The sequence below is a fragment of the Bradyrhizobium iriomotense genome (assembly GCF_018130765.1).
GTDB lineage: Bacteria > Pseudomonadota > Alphaproteobacteria > Rhizobiales > Xanthobacteraceae > Bradyrhizobium > Bradyrhizobium iriomotense_A.
On record NZ_JAFCJZ010000010.1, the window covers coordinates 143,419 to 160,213 of the forward strand.

Annotated in this window: 17 protein-coding genes; 6 read left to right on the plus strand and 11 right to left on the minus strand. The window is 65.6% G+C overall.

Features of this window, described 5'->3' with window-relative positions; genetic code table 11:
• Positions 1-2: 2 nt before the first annotated feature.
• Entirely contained in the window at positions 3-899 is an 897-nt protein-coding gene (locus JQ635_RS18840) for a methylated-DNA--[protein]-cysteine S-methyltransferase (RefSeq protein ID WP_211411320.1), read from the plus strand.
• Positions 900-1,062: 163 nt separating this feature from the next.
• Here the strand turns inward: JQ635_RS18840 and JQ635_RS18845 are convergent, their stop codons facing one another.
• From JQ635_RS18845 to dnaK, 8 genes are all read right to left on the minus strand, one after another.
• On the minus strand, positions 1,063-1,686 hold the full coding sequence (locus JQ635_RS18845) for a 2,3-bisphosphoglycerate-dependent phosphoglycerate mutase (RefSeq protein ID WP_211411321.1): 624 nt from the start codon (positions 1,684-1,686) through the stop codon (positions 1,063-1,065).
• A gap of 24 nt (positions 1,687-1,710) precedes the next feature.
• Positions 1,711-2,526 carry a 4-hydroxy-tetrahydrodipicolinate reductase gene (dapB, locus tag JQ635_RS18850; protein ID WP_211411322.1) on the minus strand — a complete coding sequence of 272 codons (816 nt, stop codon included), beginning with the start codon at positions 2,524-2,526 and terminating at the stop codon, positions 1,711-1,713.
• Positions 2,527-2,685: 159 nt separating this feature from the next.
• The gene (locus JQ635_RS18855) at positions 2,686-2,997 is read right to left on the minus strand and encodes a DUF1330 domain-containing protein (protein WP_211411323.1); all 312 of its coding nucleotides are present in this window, start codon (positions 2,995-2,997) and stop codon (positions 2,686-2,688) included.
• A 25-nt stretch (positions 2,998-3,022) separates the two neighbouring features.
• A complete protein-coding gene (gene pyrF / locus JQ635_RS18860) occupies positions 3,023-3,733 on the minus strand; it encodes an orotidine-5'-phosphate decarboxylase (RefSeq protein WP_211411324.1) in 711 nt (236 codons plus the stop codon).
• A 6-nt stretch (positions 3,734-3,739) separates the two neighbouring features.
• Positions 3,740-4,318 carry an NADPH-dependent FMN reductase gene (locus JQ635_RS18865; protein ID WP_211411325.1) on the minus strand — a complete coding sequence of 193 codons (579 nt, stop codon included), beginning with the start codon at positions 4,316-4,318 and terminating at the stop codon, positions 3,740-3,742.
• Positions 4,319-4,375: 57 nt separating this feature from the next.
• The gene (locus tag JQ635_RS18870) at positions 4,376-4,975 is read right to left on the minus strand and encodes a class I SAM-dependent methyltransferase (RefSeq protein WP_211411326.1); all 600 of its coding nucleotides are present in this window, start codon (positions 4,973-4,975) and stop codon (positions 4,376-4,378) included.
• An 88-nt stretch (positions 4,976-5,063) separates the two neighbouring features.
• Positions 5,064-6,185, minus strand: coding sequence for a molecular chaperone DnaJ (gene dnaJ / locus JQ635_RS18875; protein ID WP_211411327.1), 1,122 nt, complete (start codon positions 6,183-6,185; stop codon positions 5,064-5,066).
• 245 nt (positions 6,186-6,430) lie between these two features.
• On the minus strand, positions 6,431-8,332 hold the full coding sequence (gene dnaK, locus JQ635_RS18880; RefSeq protein WP_018645013.1) for a molecular chaperone DnaK: 1,902 nt from the start codon (positions 8,330-8,332) through the stop codon (positions 6,431-6,433).
• A gap of 392 nt (positions 8,333-8,724) precedes the next feature.
• Here dnaK and JQ635_RS18885 point away from each other — a divergent pair, with 392 nt between their 5' ends.
• The gene (locus JQ635_RS18885) at positions 8,725-9,666 is read left to right on the plus strand and encodes a hypothetical protein (protein WP_211411328.1); all 942 of its coding nucleotides are present in this window, start codon (positions 8,725-8,727) and stop codon (positions 9,664-9,666) included.
• Positions 9,667-9,936: 270 nt separating this feature from the next.
• Positions 9,937-10,659: a bifunctional nicotinamidase/pyrazinamidase gene (pncA, locus tag JQ635_RS18890; RefSeq protein WP_211411329.1), complete on the plus strand. Its 723-nt coding sequence runs from the start codon at positions 9,937-9,939 to the stop codon at positions 10,657-10,659.
• 60 nt (positions 10,660-10,719) lie between these two features.
• Here pncA and grpE read toward each other — a convergent pair whose 3' ends face one another.
• A complete protein-coding gene (gene grpE / locus JQ635_RS18895; protein WP_211411330.1) occupies positions 10,720-11,337 on the minus strand; it encodes a nucleotide exchange factor GrpE in 618 nt (205 codons plus the stop codon).
• A 96-nt stretch (positions 11,338-11,433) separates the two neighbouring features.
• On the minus strand, positions 11,434-12,522 hold the full coding sequence (hrcA, locus tag JQ635_RS18900) for a heat-inducible transcriptional repressor HrcA (RefSeq protein ID WP_211411331.1): 1,089 nt from the start codon (positions 12,520-12,522) through the stop codon (positions 11,434-11,436).
• A gap of 169 nt (positions 12,523-12,691) precedes the next feature.
• Here hrcA and rph point away from each other — a divergent pair, with 169 nt between their 5' ends.
• From rph to hemW, 3 genes are read left to right on the plus strand one after another with little or no spacing between them, the layout of a single operon-like run.
• A complete protein-coding gene (gene rph / locus JQ635_RS18905) occupies positions 12,692-13,405 on the plus strand; it encodes a ribonuclease PH (protein WP_080133847.1) in 714 nt (237 codons plus the stop codon).
• A gap of 11 nt (positions 13,406-13,416) precedes the next feature.
• Complete coding sequence (gene rdgB, locus JQ635_RS18910; RefSeq protein WP_211411332.1) at positions 13,417-14,052, plus strand: RdgB/HAM1 family non-canonical purine NTP pyrophosphatase; 636 nt, start codon at positions 13,417-13,419, stop codon at positions 14,050-14,052.
• Complete coding sequence (gene hemW / locus JQ635_RS18915) at positions 14,039-15,193, plus strand: radical SAM family heme chaperone HemW (protein WP_211411333.1); 1,155 nt, start codon at positions 14,039-14,041, stop codon at positions 15,191-15,193. The genes rdgB and hemW overlap by 14 nt, the downstream gene beginning before the upstream one ends.
• Positions 15,194-15,382: 189 nt before the next feature.
• On the opposite strand, the gene JQ635_RS18920 is transcribed toward hemW, so the two are convergent.
• Complete coding sequence (locus tag JQ635_RS18920) at positions 15,383-16,618, minus strand: penicillin-binding protein activator (protein ID WP_211411334.1); 1,236 nt, start codon at positions 16,616-16,618, stop codon at positions 15,383-15,385.
• Between the last annotated feature and the right edge of the window lie 177 nt (positions 16,619-16,795).

Sequence of the window (16,795 nt, forward strand, 5' to 3'; positions counted from 1 at the left end):
TCATGATGACACTCGCAATCCATGACCAGCGCCTGGCCAAGCCGGGCTCCCAGAACGCCGCGCTGCGCGACTATGATTCCGTGCGCCGGGCGATCGCGTTCATCTCGGAGAACTGGCGTGCGCAGCCGACCATCGAGGCGATGGCGGATGCGGCCGGCGTCACGCCCGATGAGCTGCATCATCTGTTCCGTCGCTGGGCCTCGATCACGCCGAAGGCTTTTATGCAGGCGCTCACACTGGACCATGCGAAGGGCTTGCTGCGGGACTCCGCGAGCATCCTCGACGCCGCGCTCGACTCAGGGCTTTCAGGCCCGGGCCGACTGCACGATCTCTTCGTCACCCATGAAGCGATGTCGCCGGGCGAATGGAAGAACGGCGGCGCGGGGCTCACCTTGCGCTACGGCTTCCATCCCTCGCCGTTCGGCACCGCCATCGTGATCGCGACCGACCGTGGCCTCTCGGGCCTCGCCTTCGCCGATCCCGGCGAGGAGAAGATCGCGCTCGCCGACATGACGCGGCGCTGGCCGAACGCGACCTATGTCGAGGATCACGAAGGCACCGCGCCGCTCGCCGCGCGCATCTTCGACCCGAAGCTCTGGCGGCCCGACCAGCCGCTGCGCGTGGTGCTGATCGGCACCGATTTCGAGGTGCGGGTGTGGGAGACGCTGCTGAAGATTCCGATGGGCCGCGCGGTGTCCTATTCCGACATCGCCTGCAACATCGACAAGCCGAAGGCCTCGCGCGCCGTCGGCGCGGCCGTCGGCAAGAACCCGGTCTCGTTCGTCGTGCCCTGCCACCGCGCGCTCGGCAAGAGCGGCACACTCACCGGCTACCACTGGGGCATCACCCGCAAGCAGGCGATGCTGGGCTGGGAAGCCGGGCGGGTGGGGGTGCAGTAGCTCGTCGTCCCGGCGAAGGCCGGGACCCATACCGCGTGATTTATCCGCGGCAGGCGGTATCAATCCCGCGCGGGACTGGACAACTGCGAGTCTTCGCCAAATTCAGTTCGGTGGTTATGGGTCCCGGCCTTCGCCGGGACGACACCGAGATTCTGGATGCGCCTTACGATGCCAGATCCAGCTTCGACGCGACCGTCGAATCCGCATTCAGCCGGTAGATGATCGGCACGCCGGTGGCGAGCTCGCGCTTCAGAATGCCTTCCGGCGACAGCTTCTCCAGCACCATGATCAGCGCGCGCAGCGAATTGCCGTGAGCGGCGACCAGCGTGCGCTTGCCGTTGAGCACGCCGGGGAGGATCTCCTGCACGTAGTAGGGCAATGCCCGCGCAAGCGTGTCCTTCAGGCTTTCGCCGCCGGGCGGCGGCACGTCGTAGGAGCGGCGCCAGACATGCACCTGCTCCTCGCCCCATTTCTTGCGAGCGTCGTCCTTGTTGAGGCCGGAGAGATCGCCATAGTCGCGCTCGTTCAGCGCGAGGTCCTTCGAGGTCGGCAGGCCCTCCTGGCCGAGCTCGCCGAGGATGAGGTCGAGCGTGTGCTGCGCGCGCGTCAAGACCGAGGTGAAGGCGACGTCGAACACGAGGCCTTGCGCCTTCAGCTTGCGGCCGGCTTCCTTGGCTTCCTTCACGCCGAGCTCGGTGAGGTCAGGGTCCTTCCAGCCCGTGAACAGGTTCTTCAGATTCCATTCGCTCTGGCCGTGGCGCACGAGCACGAGGAGACGTTCACTCATCAACTGCTTTCCGTGTTGTTCAGTTCAGATGTCGGACAGGCCGAGCACGTCGGCCATGGAGTAGTGCCCCGGCGCCTTGCCGTGCGCCCACAGCGCTGCCTTGAGCGCACCGTGCGCGAACAGCATGCGGTCCTCGGCCTGATGCGACAGCGTCAGGCGCTCGAACGGGCCGAGGAAGGTCACGCTGTGGTCGCCGGCCACGGTGCCGCCGCGCAAGGAGGCGAAACCGATATTGCCCGGCCGGCGCGCACCGGTGATGCCGTCACGGCCACGCTCGGAATGTTCATCGAGGGTAACGCCGCGGCCGCTGGCTGCCGCCTGGCCCAGCATCAGTGCAGTTCCCGAGGGCGCATCGACCTTCATGCGGTGATGGGTCTCGACGATCTCGATGTCAAAGGTCTGGTCGAGCGCCTTGGCGACGCGCTTGACCACGGCGGCGAGCAGATTGACGCCCAGGCTCATATTGCCCGACTGCACCACCACCGCGCGGTTGGTGACGCTCTTGATCACCGCGTTGTCGGATCCGGACAACCCGGTGGTGCCGATGACATGCACGATACCGCGCTCGGCGGCGATCGCGACATTGGCGATGGTCGCGGCCGGCACGGTGAAATCGAGGATGCCGTCGGCGTCCTTGGACATCGCCCAGAGATCAGCGGAGAGCTTGATGCCATTGGCCGGCAGGCCTGCGAGCACGCCGGCATCCTTGCCGAGCAAGTCGGAGCCCGGCGCCTCCAGCGCCCCCGCCAGCACCGCGCCTTTGCTCTCGGCAATCGCCCGAACCAGCGCGCGGCCCATCCGGCCGCCGGCTCCTGCAACAATCAAGCGCATGTCGGACATGGTGTGATCCTCTTCGGACGCCGTTGTAGCGGGGGGATGCAGTTCCGGCAACCGAGGGGGAATCACAGGCCGTCATTCCGGGATGGTCCGAAGGACCAGACCCGGAATCTCGAGATTCCGGGTTCGATGCTGCGCATCGCCCCGGAATGACAATGGGCCTCAGCCGTCCTGCGGCTGCGGGCCGTCATAGCCCTCGATGATGATGAGGTCGGCGATCGAGTGCGGCTGGCGCACCTTGATGTTGGCCTGGTATTCCGGCGAGTTGTAGCAGGCGATCGCGGTCTGGTAGTCCGGGAATTCGATCACGACGTTGCGGGTGCGGCTGGCGCCCTCGACGGTGGTGAACTTGCCGCCGCGGACGGCGAAGCGGCCGCCCCATTTCTTGAAGATTGGGCCGTTGGCGACGACGTAGGGCTTGTAGCCCTCGTCATTGTTCACGTCGACGCGTCCGATCCAGTAGCCTTTTGCCATTCTTCTTCTCCCTTGTTGTTGGTGGTTAGCCGAGCGCTTGCGCGATCTCAGCGTGGATGGCGTCCGCGACAGCCTTCGGGTCAGTGGCTTCCACCACCGGCCGTCCGACGACGAGATAATCGGCGCCCGCGGTGATCGCACGGCCGGGCGTCATGATGCGCTTCTGGTCGCCGCTGGCAGCGCCCGCCGGACGAATGCCGGGTGTGACGAGGCTCATCTGATGGCCGACGATCTTGCGCAGGCTACCTACCTCCTCGGGTGAGGACACGAGGCCATCAACACCGAGCACCTGCGCCTGCTGCGCGCGCGCCTCGACCAGCTCGGAGACGCTGAGCCGATAACCTGCGGCGTGCAGATCGTCGTCGTTGTAGGACGTCAGCACCGTGACGGCGAGAATCTTCACGCTGGCACTGCCGCGGCCTTCGACGGCGCCCTTCATGGTCTGCGGATAGGCGTGCACTGTGACGAAGGTCGCGCCCAGCTTCGCGACGCTCTCCACACCACGCGTCACCGTGTTGCCGATGTCGTGCATCTTGAGATCGGCAAAGACCTTCTTGCCCCTGTCGGCGAGCTTGCCGATCAACGGCAGTCCACCGGCATAAGCGAGCTGATAGCCGATCTTGTAGAACGAGACGCTGTCGCCGAGTTTTGCGATCATCGCCTCCGCGGCATCGACGCTGGGCAGATCGAGTGCGACGATCAGGCGGTCTTTCGGGGCGATTTCGGCGGGCTGCATGTCACCTCACATCATGCGTTGGGAAACGTCGATCAACTGCGCTACCAGCTCCTTCAACGCGGCGATATCGCCCTCGTTCTTCAGCCTGTCCATATCGTCATAGGCATCGTTGGCAAAGGCGAGCGTGAGCTGGCTGGCAATCACATTGGCGTGGCAGGAGGTCAGGATCAGCCGCAATGCCTGGAGCGCGCGGGCGGCACCTAACCGGCTCTGCGAAGCGCCGGCGAGCGCAAAGGTGCGATTGCGGAACACCTCGCCGCGCACCTCGTGCAGATCGTGGACGCGGCTGACCCAGTCGATCGCGTTCTTCAGGAGCGGCGGCACCGAGGCATTGTATTCGGGCGAGACGATCAGCACGCCGTGATGCGCACCGATCATGCGCTTGAGATTGATCGCGTTCTTGGGCACGCCGGACTTGGCCTGGAGATCGCCGTCGTAGATCGGCAGCGGAAAATCGGCGAGCGAGATGCGGGTGACGTCGACGCCGGCCCGGGCGAATTCATAGGCGGCGACCGCCGCCAGCTTCGCATTGTGCGAGCCGGTGCGTAGCGAGCCGGGAATGACCAGGATTTTGGGTGCGGACATCCGATCCATTGCGTTCGGCGAAACGAGCCCGCCGCGCAGAGAGCAATGCCGGCGGAATTAGTGCTTGCGATACACCCAGACGCGGGCCGGCGGAAGGTTCATCCAGATCCGTTCCGAGGCCTCTGTGGACACGCCGGGCAGCGATTTCGGGATCGGCGGTACTACCGCATAGGTGAACTGGACAAAGGGCGCGCCGGGCGCGAGCGCCGTGAAGGCGTCGCGAATGAGCCGCAGCCGCGTCAGCATCGGTTTCGTCACCAGCGGCAGGCCCGAGACGACCGCGCTGGCGGGCGTGCTCAGCACGTTCCAGAGCGTGTCACGCAGGCGATAGGCATCGCCCTGCACGACCTTGGCTTGCGGGTAGCGATCGCGCAGCAGCGCGCAGAAACCGGGATTGTATTCGACGAGGACGAGACGCTTCTGGTCGACGCCACGCTCGATCAGCGCCGAGGTGATGGCGCCGGTACCGGGCCCGAGCTCGACCACCGGGGCGTCGGAGTCGACATCGACATAGTGAGCCATGGTCCGGGCCAGCAGCTTGCCGGACGGCATCACCGCGCCCATGTGGAGCGGCTTTTCGATCCACGATCTCAGAAAGCGCACCTCGTCATCGAGACGAGGCTTCTTCAACGCACGCGCGGACGATGGCAATGGCATGTCTGGACCGGACGGGACCGCGGGACCGCGGCGTGTCAGAAAATGGTCATAAACAGGTATAGGCCGCAGGCGATACGGTCAAGCCGACTCAGTTCGCCCGATTACCGAAGAAGTCCTTGACCTTGGCGAAGAAACCCTCGGATTCCGGCTGGGTGTTGCCGGAGGAGAGCTTTTCGAACTCGGCCAGCAATTCCTGCTGCTTCTTGGTGAGGTTCTGCGGGGTCTCGACCACGACCTGGACATACATGTCGCCGGTCTGGCGCGACCGCAGCACCGGCATGCCTTTTGATGCAATGCGGAATCGACGGTTGGACTGGGTCCCGGCCGGCACCTTCACCTTGGCCTTGGCCTTGTCGATGGTCGGCACCTCGAATTCGCCGCCGAGGGCGGCCGTCACCATCGAGATCGGCACCCGGCAATGCAGGTCGGCGCCGTCGCGCCGGAAGAACTGGTGCTGGGCCAGCGACAGGAAGATGTAGAGGTCGCCGGGCGGACCGCCACGGACACCGGCCTCGCCTTCGCCGGCGAGCCTGATCCGCGTGCCGTCCTCGACGCCTTGGGGAATGTTGACCGAAAGCGTGCGCTCGCGGGTGACGCGGCCCTGTCCCGAGCAGGACGGACAGGCGTCCTCGATCATCTGGCCGCGGCCCTGGCAGCCCGGGCAGGTGCGTTCGAGCGTGAAGAAGCCCTGCGACTGCCGCACGCGGCCGGCGCCGCCGCAGCTCGAGCAGGTCTTCGGCTTGGTGCCGGCCTTGGCGCCGATGCCCGAGCAGGCCTCGCAGGTGACCGAGACCGGAATCTCGATCTGCGCGGTCTTGCCGCCAAAGGCTTCCTCGAGCGTGATCTCCATGTTGTAGCGCAGGTCGGCGCCGCGCTCACGGCCACCGCGGCCGCGCTGTCCGGCCATGCCGAACAAATCCTCGAAAATGTCGGAGAAGGAAGAGGCGAAGCCTGCGCCGAAACCGGCACCGCCGCCGCCCTGCTCGAAGGCGGCATGGCCGAAACGGTCATAGGCGGCGCGCTTGTCCTTGTCCTTCAGGACCTCGTAGGCCTCGTTGATTTCCTTGAACTTGACCTCGCTGGTGTCGTCCCCGGGATTGCGGTCGGGGTGGAACTTCATCGCCAGCTTGCGGAAGGACGATTTCAGGACGGAATCGTCAGCGGTGCGTTCGACTTCGAGGGTTTCGTAATAGCAGCGCTTGGTGGACATGGCGGGCTCGGTCTATCCAATCGCGAATCAAGTCGGAGCGAAACAACGTCGCCACGCGACCATATAGGCAGCCTTCTGCTTTGCGGCAGAGGGCTGCATGGCAGTGTTGAACATAGATGCTGGGAATTGATTGATCGTAACGGGCATCCCGCCCGTTAAGCCCGACACGACGGCCTCCCCCCTGAGGGGGGAAGCCAGAGAAGCGTGTGGGGTCCAAGCTGTCCGCATCATCACCCTCTTGGGGTTCAGGCGGACTTCTTGTTGTTCTTGTCGTCGTCGACTTCGGTGAACTCCGCGTCGACGACGTCGTCCTTGGCCGCGTCCTTCTTGGCGTCGGCCTCGGCCTGCTGCTTGTACATGGCCTCGCCGAGCTTCATCGAAGCCTGGGCCAGCGTCTGGGTCTTGGCCTTGATCGCCTCGGCATCGTCGCCCTTCAGCGCTTCCTTGAGGTCGCTGACGGCATCCTCGATGGCGCGGCGCTCGGTCTCGGCGACCTTCGAACCGTGCTCGGCAAGCGCCTTCTCGGTCGAATGCACCAGACCATCCGCCTCGTTCTTGGCGGTGACGGCCTCGCGGCGCTTCTTGTCCGCCTCGGCATTGGCCTCGGCGTCCTTGACCATCTTCTCGATGTCGGCTTCCGAAAGACCACCGGAGGCCTGGATGCGGATCTGCTGCTCCTTGCCCGTGGCCTTGTCCTTCGCCGAGACGTTGACGATGCCGTTGGCGTCGATGTCGAAGGTCACCTCGATCTGCGGCATGCCGCGCGGGGCCGGCGGAATGCCCATCAGGTCGAACTGGCCGAGCATCTTGTTGTCGGCCGCCATTTCACGCTCGCCCTGGAAGACGCGGATGGTGACGGCATTCTGATTGTCTTCAGCCGTCGAGAACACCTGGCTCTTCTTGGTCGGGATCGTGGTGTTGCGGTCGATGATGCGGGTGAACACGCCGCCCAGCGTCTCGATGCCCAGCGACAGCGGGGTCACGTCGAGCAGCAGCACATCCTTGACGTCGCCCTGGAGCACGCCGGCCTGGATCGCGGCACCGATCGCCACGACTTCGTCCGGGTTGACGCCCTTGTGCGGCTCCTTGCCGAACAGCTGCTTCACGACTTCCTGGACCTTCGGCATGCGCGACATGCCGCCGACCAGCACGACTTCGCCGATCTCACCGGCGGTGACGCCGGCGTCCTTCAGCGCCTTGCGACAGGGCTCGACGGTCTTCTGGATGAGGTCGTCGACCAGCGCCTCGAACTTGGCGCGGGTGAGCTTCATCGTCAGATGCTTCGGGCCGGTCTGGTCCGCAGTGATGAAGGGCAGGTTGATCTCAGTCTGCGTCGTCGACGACAGCTCGATCTTGGCCTTTTCAGCGGCTTCCTTCAGACGCTGCAAAGCGAGCTTGTCGTTGCGCAGGTTGATGCCCTGCTCCTTCTGGAACTCGTCGGCCAGATAACCCACGAGGCGCATGTCGAAATCTTCGCCGCCGAGGAAGGTGTCGCCGTTGGTCGACTTCACCTCGAACACGCCGTCGCCGATTTCGAGAATGGAGATATCGAAGGTGCCGCCGCCGAGGTCGTACACGGCGATGGTGCCGGCCTTGGTCTTGTCGAGGCCATAGGCGAGCGCGGCCGCGGTCGGCTCGTTGATGATGCGCAGCACTTCAAGGCCCGCGATCTTGCCGGCGTCCTTGGTCGCCTGGCGCTGGGCGTCGTTGAAGTAGGCGGGAACGGTGATGACGGCCTGGTCGACCTTCTGGCCGAGATGGGCTTCCGCGGTCTCCTTCATCTTCTGCAGGATGAACGCGGAGACCTGCGAAGGCGAGTAGGTCTGGCCGTCGGCCTCGACCCAGGCGTCGCCGTTGGAAGCCTTCACGATCTTGTACGGAACGAGCTTCTTGTCCTTCTCGACCATCGGGTCGTCGTAGCGGCGGCCGATCAGGCGCTTCACTGCGAAGAACGTACGCTCCGGATTGGTAACGGCCTGGCGCTTGGCAGGCTGGCCGACGAGGCGCTCACCGTCGTCCGTTACGGCGACGATCGAAGGCGTCGTGCGCATGCCTTCGGAATTCTCGATGACTTTGGCGTTTTTGCCATCCATCACGGCGACGCACGAGTTCGTGGTGCCGAGGTCGATCCCAATGACCTTTCCCATGGTCCTGATATCCTTCTTTTTGCGGCAGGTTGGCTGGGCCCAGAAGGCACCCGAACCGAAACCCCCTAAGATCAAACATCCGCGATATTGCGATGATTGAGGCTCATATAGGAGGGGGGGAGGGGGCCGCAAGGACCGAAGCAACGTTTCGGCCGTGAAAACATTGGGTTTTAGGAGCTGATATCCGGGCTCAACCGCCCTTGCGGGTGAGGAAATATTAACAGGTCCGCCGATCCGCTACGCCGCCCCGGCAACCCGCCACACCCTGTTACGACGGGGCCAAACCCGCTAAAAGGCGGGCCGGCCGACAGCGGCGCCAACGCTGCCTCGCGCGACAAAGCGCCCGGTGGCCGACCATCGAACGGCCTCAATGTGAACCAATCAGAGTGCCCATGAAGCTGACCCGTCCCCTCGCCGCGCTCGCCCTTCTCGTTGCCTCCGCGCTTCCTGCCCTGGCTGCCGACGCCGTCTTCCCGCCCGGCCTGCGCCTCGGCATGGTGCCCTTGGTCGGCCTCAGCACGGCAAAGACCTTTCCGGGCTTCGAGAGCGAGGACGGCAGCGTCAAGGTGCTGATCACCGAGCTGCCGCCGGCCGCCTATGGCGAGGTCGTGAGCGCCTTCAATTCCAATCCGGCCGGCACTGGCGGCGTCAAGCAGGACAAGATCGAGACGCCCGCGGGCCTTGCCTATTTCACCACCGAGAGCGGCAAGGCCGGCGAGACCCCGGTGAAGCGCTATTCGATGATCGTGCCCGGCGCCGGCTTCTCCGGCTATGTCGCGGTGCAGATCCCGGAGAATGCGACCAAGATCTACACCGACGAGGCGGTGCGCCAGATGTTCGCGAGCGCCACCACCCGCAAGCAGGTCTCGGCCGAAGAGCAGATCGCGCTGATGCCGTTCAAGATCACCGATCTCGCCGACTTCAAGGACATCCGCACGCTGGCGCCGGGCTCCAGCATCATCCTGGCCGACGGCAACGAGAGCGCAGGCTACGAGTCGAAGCCGTTCATGATCCTCGGCCTGATCGGCGCCACCCCCCAAGCCGCCGACGATCGCGCCCGCTTCGCCCAGGAGGCCGCGCTGCAGATCCCCGGCGTGCGCGAATCCCGCGTCACCATGTCGGAGCCGATCCGCATCAACGGCCAGCAGGGCTTTGAGACCCGGATCGACGGCGTCAGCGGCAAGGACAAGACGCCGGTGACCGTGGTGCAGTGGATCCGCTTCTCCAGCGGCGGCGCTTCTTTGCGCATCATCGCCAGCGCCCCGCGCGACCAGTGGCAAGCCGCCTTCACCCGCTTCCGCGCCGTGCGCGACGGGATTCAGCCGAAGGGGTAGGCGCAGTCACGCGCGAGATGCGCTCCCTCCCCCGCCTGCGGGGGAGGGTTGGGGAGAGGGTGTCTCCGCAATCGAGAACCCCCAAGAGGAGAAAGCCCTCACCCGCCGCGCTCTGCGAGCGCAGCGACCTCTCCCGCAAGCGGGAGAGGTGCACCGAGCACGCCGCGAGAGCCCAACCCCTCACCAATGCCGGCTGCATTTTCGGGCTTCTGTTCGTATACGAACGGAACTAGGCTTCCCCGGTTGGATCATCCTGGAGGGAGGCGAACGATGCTTGATCGACGACAAATCCTCGCAGCGCTTGGAACGACGGCGCTGGCGACCCTCGCGCCAACCGCGCTGTTTGCGGCGGCATCGATCAAGCCGGACGATGCATCCGCGCTGCTGGTGATCGACGTGCAGAACTGCTTCCTGCCCGGCGGCAGTCTCGCCGTGAAGGAAGGCGAGCAGGTGGTGCCTGTCATCAACAAGATGGCAAAAGCGTTTGCGAACGTGGTGATGACGCAGGACTGGCACACGCCCGGCCACGTTTCGTTTGCGTCGGTCCACTCCGGCAAGAAGCCGTTCGAGACCATCGACCTGCCCTACGGCAAGCAGGTGCTGTGGCCGGACCATTGCGTGCAGGGCACAGATGGCGCGGCGCTGTCGAAGGACCTGTCGATCCCGCATGCCGAGCTCATCATCCGCAAGGGTTTTCACAAGGACGTCGACAGCTACTCGGCGTTCCTCGAAGCCGACGGCAAGACATCGACCGGGCTCGCCGGCTACCTGAAGGGCCGCAAGATCAAGCGCGTCTTCGTCGCTGGCCTCGCGACAGACTTCTGCGTCGCCTGGACCGCGCTGGACGCGCGCAAGGCGGGCTTCGAGGTCTACGTGGTGGAGGACGCCTGCCGCGGCATCGACACCCAGGGCTCGCTGGCGAAAGCCTGGGCCGACATGGCCAAGGCCGGCGTGAAGCGGATTCAGTCGAGCGATATTGCGGTGAGCGCGTAAGCGTTTCGTGCTGTCATTCCGGGTTCGGCTCTTCGAGCCGCCCCGGAATGACGCCAAAACTCAGTTCGTCGCGCCGCTCGACTCGTTGTTGTTGGCCGCCGGCGCGGCCTTGGCACCGCCCTTGGCGACGCCGACGAGCGCCGGCCGCAGCACGCGATCGCCGATGGTGTAGCCGGCCTGCATGATCTGCACCACGGTGCCCGACGGCACCGACGCATCAGGCACCTCGTACATCGCCTGGTGGAAGTTCGGGTCGAACTTCTGGCCCTGCGGATCGAGCTTCTTCACGCCGTGCTTTTCCAGCGCGTTGAGCAGCGAGCGCTCGGTGAGCTCGACGCCCTCGATCAGCGAGATCAGGCCGGGATCGGCCGTGGCACGCGCCTCGGCTGGAACGGCATCGAGCGCGCGCTGGAGATTGTCGGCGATGTCGAGCACGTCGCGGGCAAAGCCGGTGATGCCGTAGAGGCGCGCGTCGGCGACCTCCTTGGTGGTGCGCTTGCGCAGATTCTCCATCTCGGCCAGCGTCCGCAACATGCGGTCGCGCGCCTCGGCGGCTTCCTTCTGCAACGTCTCGACCGAGCCCGGCTCGGGATCGTCGGGCATGATGTAGGGTTTCGACACCACGGGCTCGCCGGTCGCTGCAGTCGTGTCTTGAGGTTGCCGGTCTTGCTCGGTCATCGGCTCTAATCTCGAACTCGTTTCCAGGGATTGTTGGCCCGGATATCGTGCCTAAGCTCACGAAAATCAAGCGCCCGTGATCGGCGCAAATGCCGGTCAGCCCCCCAGCAGGCGGCTGACGATGCGGGCGGCATAGTCCACGGTCGGGATCACACGGGCATAATTCAGCCGTGTCGGCCCGATCACGCCGAGAACGCCGACGATGTGGCCGGCGGCATCCCGATAGGGCGAGATGATGGTGGAGGAACCCGACAAGGAAAACAGCTTGTTCTCCGAGCCGATAAAAATGCGCACGCCTTCGGCGGTCTCGGCGCGGCCGAGCAGGTCGATGACGCCGCGCTTGGTCTCGAGGTCGTCGAACAGCAGGCGCACCCGTTCCAGATCTTCCAGCGCGTGCAGATCTTCCAGCAGATTGGCGTGGCCGCGGACGATGAGCTGGCGGTCCTCGTTCTCGCCGCCGGACCAGCTGGCGATGCCGGCCGAGATTACCTTCTGTGTCAGCTGATCGAGCTCGGCGCGGGCCTCCCCGAGCGCGGTTTCGAGCTCGAGCCGCGCCTCGGCCAGGGTCCGGCCGCGAATCCTTGCATTGAGGAAATTTCCGGCTTCGGTGATGGCCGAGGAGGGAACTCCCGGCGGCAGCGCCAGCACGCGGTTTTCGACCTGCCCGTCCTCGCCGACCAGGATCACCAGCGCTTTTTCCGGTTCCAGGCGGACGAATTCGATGTGCTTGAGCCGCGCATTGGATTTCGGCGTCAGCACCACCGCTGCGGCGCGGGTCAGGCCCGACAGCCGCGTCAGCGCCTGGTCCAGCGCCGCCTCGACCGACTGGGCCTGACCGACCGTGGCAAGCTGGCCCTGGATCGACTGCCGTTCGGCCTCGTTGAGATCGCCGACCTGCATCAGGGCGTCGACGAAGAAGCGCAGGCCGAGTTCCGTCGGCAGCCGGCCCGCCGAGGTGTGCGGGGCATAGATCAGGCCGAGCTGTTCCAGGTCCGCCATGACGTTGCGGACCGAGGCCGGCGACAGCGGCATGGCGATCAGGCGGGAAATGTTGCGCGAGCCGACCGGCTCACCGGTCGCGAGATAGCTTTCGACGATTTGACGAAAGATGTCGCGGGAACGCTCGTTGAGCTGGGCGAGGCCTGCGCGCGGCGCGATCAGATGGATCGGATCGTGATGGGCCACAGACGGTAACTCCTCTCAGATGCTCATAATTTGTCCATCCGGGACGGTTCTGACAAGCGTGGCGTTTGCGGGGTGGAAAACCGGGGGCGAATAAGGCCTTGCCGCCCACCCTCACCCCACCTACAAGCACCGCGAATAGCCCTTTTCCGAAAGTTTTGGAGGATTTCCCATGCGGCCAAGCCGCCGTGCGCCCGATGAATTGCGCCCCGTGACGCTGGAGCGCGGCGTGGTCAAATATGCGGAAGGCTCCTGCCTGGTGAAATTCGGCGACACCCATGTGCTGGTCACCGCCACGCTGGAAGACCGCCTGCCGCCATGGCTGAAGGGCCAGGGCCGCGGCTGGGTCACCGCCGAATATGGCATGCTGCCGCGGGCGACCTCCGAACGCACCCGCCGCGAGGCCTCGGCCGGCAAGCAGAGCGGCCGCACCGTTGAAATCCAGCGCCTGATCGGCCGCAGCTTGCGCACCATCGTCGACCTCGAAGCGCTGGGCGAGCGCCAGATCACTGTCGATTGCGACGTGCTCCAGGCCGACGGCGGCACCCGCACGGCCTCGATCACCGGCGCCTGGGTCGCGCTCGCCGATTGCATCAACTGGATGAAGGCGCGCAACATGATCAAGGCCAACGTGCTCCGCGACAACGTCGCCGCGATCTCCTGCGGCATCTACAACGGCACGCCGGTGCTCGATCTCGACTATGCTGAGGATTCGGAAGCCCAGACCGACGCCAATTTCGTCATGACGGGCGATGGCCGCATCATCGAGGTGCAGGGCACCGCGGAACGCGAACCGTTCACGGAAGCCGAGTTCCTGGCGCTGATGGCGCTGGCGCGCAAGGGCGTCGCGCGTCTCGTGGACTTGCAGAAACTGGCCGTCGCGTAGTCAATAGGCCCATGCACCGCCGAATCACGGACAAGCTCGTCATAGCCACCCACAATCCCGGCAAGCTCGCCGAGATGAAAGAGCTGCTTGCGCCGTACGGGATCGAGGCGGTGTCGGCCGGTGAGCTCGGCCTGGACGAGCCGGACGAGACCGGCAACGATTTCCGCAGCAACGCCGCGATCAAGGCCATCGCCGCCGCGAAAGCGACCAGGCTTCCGTCCTTCGCCGACGATTCCGGTATCGTTGTCGACGCGCTCGACGGCGCGCCCGGCATTTTCTCCGCGCGCTGGGCCGGTCCAGCCAAGGATTTCAACGCGGCGATGGCCCAGATCGAGCGGCTGTTGCAGGAGCGCGGTGCGGCCATACCTGCGAAGCGCACAGCGCATTTCGTCTCCGCGCTCTGCGTTGCCTGGCCCGACGATCATCTCGAAGAGGTCGAGGCGCGCGTCGACGGCACGCTGGTGTGGCCGCCGCGCGGCACCGCCGGCTTCGGCTATGACCCGATGTTCCTGCCCAATGGCCACAGCCGCACCTTTGGCGAGATGGAAAGCATCGAGAAGCACGGCCTGCCACCGCTCGGCCTCGGCCTGTCGCATCGCGCCCGCGCCTTCGTGAAACTGGCGGAGATCTGCCTTGAGCCGCGCTAAGGAAGCCTTCGGCGTTTACGTGCACTGGCCGTTCTGCCTGTCGAAGTGTCCCTATTGCGACTTCAACAGCCATGTCCGCCACGCCGCGATCGACGAGGCGCGCTTTGCTTCGGCCTTCGCGCGCGAGATCGCAACGACCGCCGAGCGCGCGCCCGGCCGCGAAGTCACTTCGATCTTCCTCGGCGGCGGCACGCCCTCACTGATGCAGCCGGCCACCGTCGGCGCCGTGCTCGATGCGATCGGCAAGCACTGGACTGTTGCCGGCGATGTCGAGGTGACGCTGGAAGCGAACCCGACCAGCGTCGAGGCCACGCGCTTCGCCGGCTATCGCTCAGCCGGCGTCAACCGCGTCTCGCTCGGCGTGCAGGCGCTCGACGATGCCTCGCTGAAAGCGCTGGGCCGGATGCACAGCGCACGCGAGGCGCTCGATGCGGTCGCCATCGCACGCCGCTCGTTCGACCGCTATTCGTTCGACCTGATCTACGCCCGCCCCGACCAGACGCCGGCAATGTGGGCCGATGAGCTGCGGCACGCGATCGATGAAGCGGCCGAGCATCTGTCGCTCTATCAATTGACGATCGAGGAAGGCACGCCGTTCTTCGGCCTGCACCAGGCCGGCAAATTGAAGACGCCGGACGAAGCGGTCGCGCGCGCGCTCTACGACGTCACGCAGGAGACCTGCGACAAGCTGGGGCTCCCCGCCTACGAGATTTCCAACCACGCGCGGCGCGGCGCCGAGTGCAGGCACAATCTGGTCTACTGGCGCGGCGAGGAATATGCCGGCATCGGCCCGGGCGCACACGGCCGTCTCGATATCGACGGCGTGCGCCATGCCACTGCCACCGAGAAGCGTCCCGAGGCCTGGCTGCTGCGCGTCGAGACCAACGGCCACGGTGTCGTCACCGACGATCTCCTCAACAGCGAAGAGCGCGCCGACGAATTTTTGCTGATGGGACTGCGTTTGGCGGAGGGCATCGACCCCGAGCGCTACAAGGCCCTCTCCGGCCGCCCGCTCGATCCCAAGCGCATCGCGCTGCTGCGCGAGGAAGGCGCGATCACGGTGGATTCGACGGGGCGGTTGCGCGTGACCAACAGCGGTTTCCCGGTGCTGGATGCGGTGGTCGCGGATTTGGCGGCCTGAACTCTCTCCCCATCGTCGTCCCGGACAAGCGTAGCGTAGCGAAGCGCCGATCCGGGACCCATAACCACAGGGAGAAGTCGCGGCACGAAGCTGGCAACCACGAGTCTTCGCCAAACCACGTCCTGTGGTTATGGGTCCCGGATCTGCGCGCGCTTGAGGCGCGCTTGTCCGGGACGACGGAAGATGTGGCTACGCCCCAAAACTCTTCGGCGAACCCGCGACCGCAACGCCGCCGCCGGTCGTCACCTTCATCACCGCAAGGCCGCGCTCATTGGTGCCGTCGGGGCGGAAGCGGAACAGGCCGTCGATGCCGGCGAAGCCGGAAGGATTGGTGAGCACATCGGAGGAGAAGCGCTGGCCGCCTTGCGTGCGCGCCAGCGCGGCGACGAGCGCGACCGCGTCATAGGCGAGCGTGGCGGTGCGGATCGGCTCGGCGCCGTATTTGGTGCGGTAGCGGCCGGAGAAAGCGCGGAAGCCGGCCGGATCGGGCGCGGCGTAGAGGCCGCCTTGCAGGTTCGCGTTCGCATAGACGCGCGGATTGTCCCACAGGCCGGTGCCGAGCAGCTGGATGTTGCGCAGGTTCGCTCCTGCCGCGGTCATCGCATCCGCCACTGAAACCACGGCATCGCCGTCATCGGCAATGAACAGCGCGTCGGCGCTGCCGAGCTGCTGCGCCACGGTCCGTGCCGGCGTGGCGCGGTCGGCGCCGTATTTCTCGAATGCGACGATGCGTCCGCCGCGCCGCGGCACCGCCGCCTTCACCGCGGCCTCGACGACATTGCCATAGGCATTGTCGGGCACCAGCACGGCGAAGGAGCGCTTTCCGATACTGGCGGAATATTCGACGATGCGGTTGACGTCGGACTCCGGCAGGAACGAGAGCAGATAGACGCCGCGGCCGGCGATGCTGGAATCGGTTGAGAACGCGATCACCGAGATGCCGCGGGTGCGCGCGACCTGCGCCACCGCCGGTACCGACTGTGCGAACAGCGGCCCCAGGATGATTTCGGCGCCTTCCTCGACAGCCTGCTGCGCGCCGGCTTGCGCCCCTTGCGGGCTGCCATTGTCGTCCTTGATCAGGAGCTGGATGTTCGGGTTCTGGAACTCGGCCAGCGCCATCTCGGCGGCGTTGCGCATGGACTGCGCGGCAAGGCCGGCATTGCCCGCGGCCGAGAGCGGCAGGATCACCGCAACCTTGACCCCGCCGGTGCCGGCCGTCGTCGCCTGCTGCTGCGGCCCGGCCGGCTGGGCCGGCGGAGTGGAGGAGCTCGAGAACGGGTTGGAGAACTGGCTGAGGCTTTGCTGCACGCCTGCGCAGGCCGACAGCAGGGGCGCACCAAGCAACAGGCCGAGCGCGCTCCGCCGGGTCGCACCCGGTGATCGGGGCCCCGGAACGGGAGATTTTGGATGACGCGGGCCCAGCATGACAGCTTCTCTTCCGGCCGGCTCTCGCCAGCCGGTCACAACATTCTTTGCCGCGACACAAGCCGCGGATTCAGGCATATTGTCGGCAAATAGTTAACCAAAACAAAAGGATAATGACCGCTTAACGCGGCTGCCTTCCCGTCCTGGCCAGCTGCTGGCCGTTACTCACACAGCATC

What these genes read in the sequence shown, in the direction of transcription:
- JQ635_RS18840 (WP_211411320.1), top strand. Translation starts at nt 3, where the DNA reads ATGATGACACTCGCAATCCATGACCAGCGCCTGGCCAAGCCGGGCTCC.
- JQ635_RS18845 (WP_211411321.1), bottom strand. Translation starts at nt 1,686, where the DNA reads ATGAGTGAACGTCTCCTCGTGCTCGTGCGCCACGGCCAGAGCGAATGG.
- dapB (WP_211411322.1), bottom strand. Translation starts at nt 2,526, where the DNA reads ATGTCCGACATGCGCTTGATTGTTGCAGGAGCCGGCGGCCGGATGGGC.
- JQ635_RS18855 (WP_211411323.1), bottom strand. Translation starts at nt 2,997, where the DNA reads ATGGCAAAAGGCTACTGGATCGGACGCGTCGACGTGAACAATGACGAG.
- pyrF (WP_211411324.1), bottom strand. Translation starts at nt 3,733, where the DNA reads ATGCAGCCCGCCGAAATCGCCCCGAAAGACCGCCTGATCGTCGCACTC.
- JQ635_RS18865 (WP_211411325.1), bottom strand. Translation starts at nt 4,318, where the DNA reads ATGTCCGCACCCAAAATCCTGGTCATTCCCGGCTCGCTACGCACCGGC.
- JQ635_RS18870 (WP_211411326.1), bottom strand. Translation starts at nt 4,975, where the DNA reads ATGCCATTGCCATCGTCCGCGCGTGCGTTGAAGAAGCCTCGTCTCGAT.
- dnaJ (WP_211411327.1), bottom strand. Translation starts at nt 6,185, where the DNA reads ATGTCCACCAAGCGCTGCTATTACGAAACCCTCGAAGTCGAACGCACC.
- dnaK (WP_018645013.1), bottom strand. Translation starts at nt 8,332, where the DNA reads ATGGGAAAGGTCATTGGGATCGACCTCGGCACCACGAACTCGTGCGTC.
- JQ635_RS18885 (WP_211411328.1), top strand. Translation starts at nt 8,725, where the DNA reads ATGAAGCTGACCCGTCCCCTCGCCGCGCTCGCCCTTCTCGTTGCCTCC.
- pncA (WP_211411329.1), top strand. Translation starts at nt 9,937, where the DNA reads ATGCTTGATCGACGACAAATCCTCGCAGCGCTTGGAACGACGGCGCTG.
- grpE (WP_211411330.1), bottom strand. Translation starts at nt 11,337, where the DNA reads ATGACCGAGCAAGACCGGCAACCTCAAGACACGACTGCAGCGACCGGC.
- rph (WP_080133847.1), top strand. Translation starts at nt 12,692, where the DNA reads ATGCGGCCAAGCCGCCGTGCGCCCGATGAATTGCGCCCCGTGACGCTG.
- rdgB (WP_211411332.1), top strand. Translation starts at nt 13,417, where the DNA reads ATGCACCGCCGAATCACGGACAAGCTCGTCATAGCCACCCACAATCCC.
- JQ635_RS18920 (WP_211411334.1), bottom strand. Translation starts at nt 16,618, where the DNA reads ATGCTGGGCCCGCGTCATCCAAAATCTCCCGTTCCGGGGCCCCGATCA.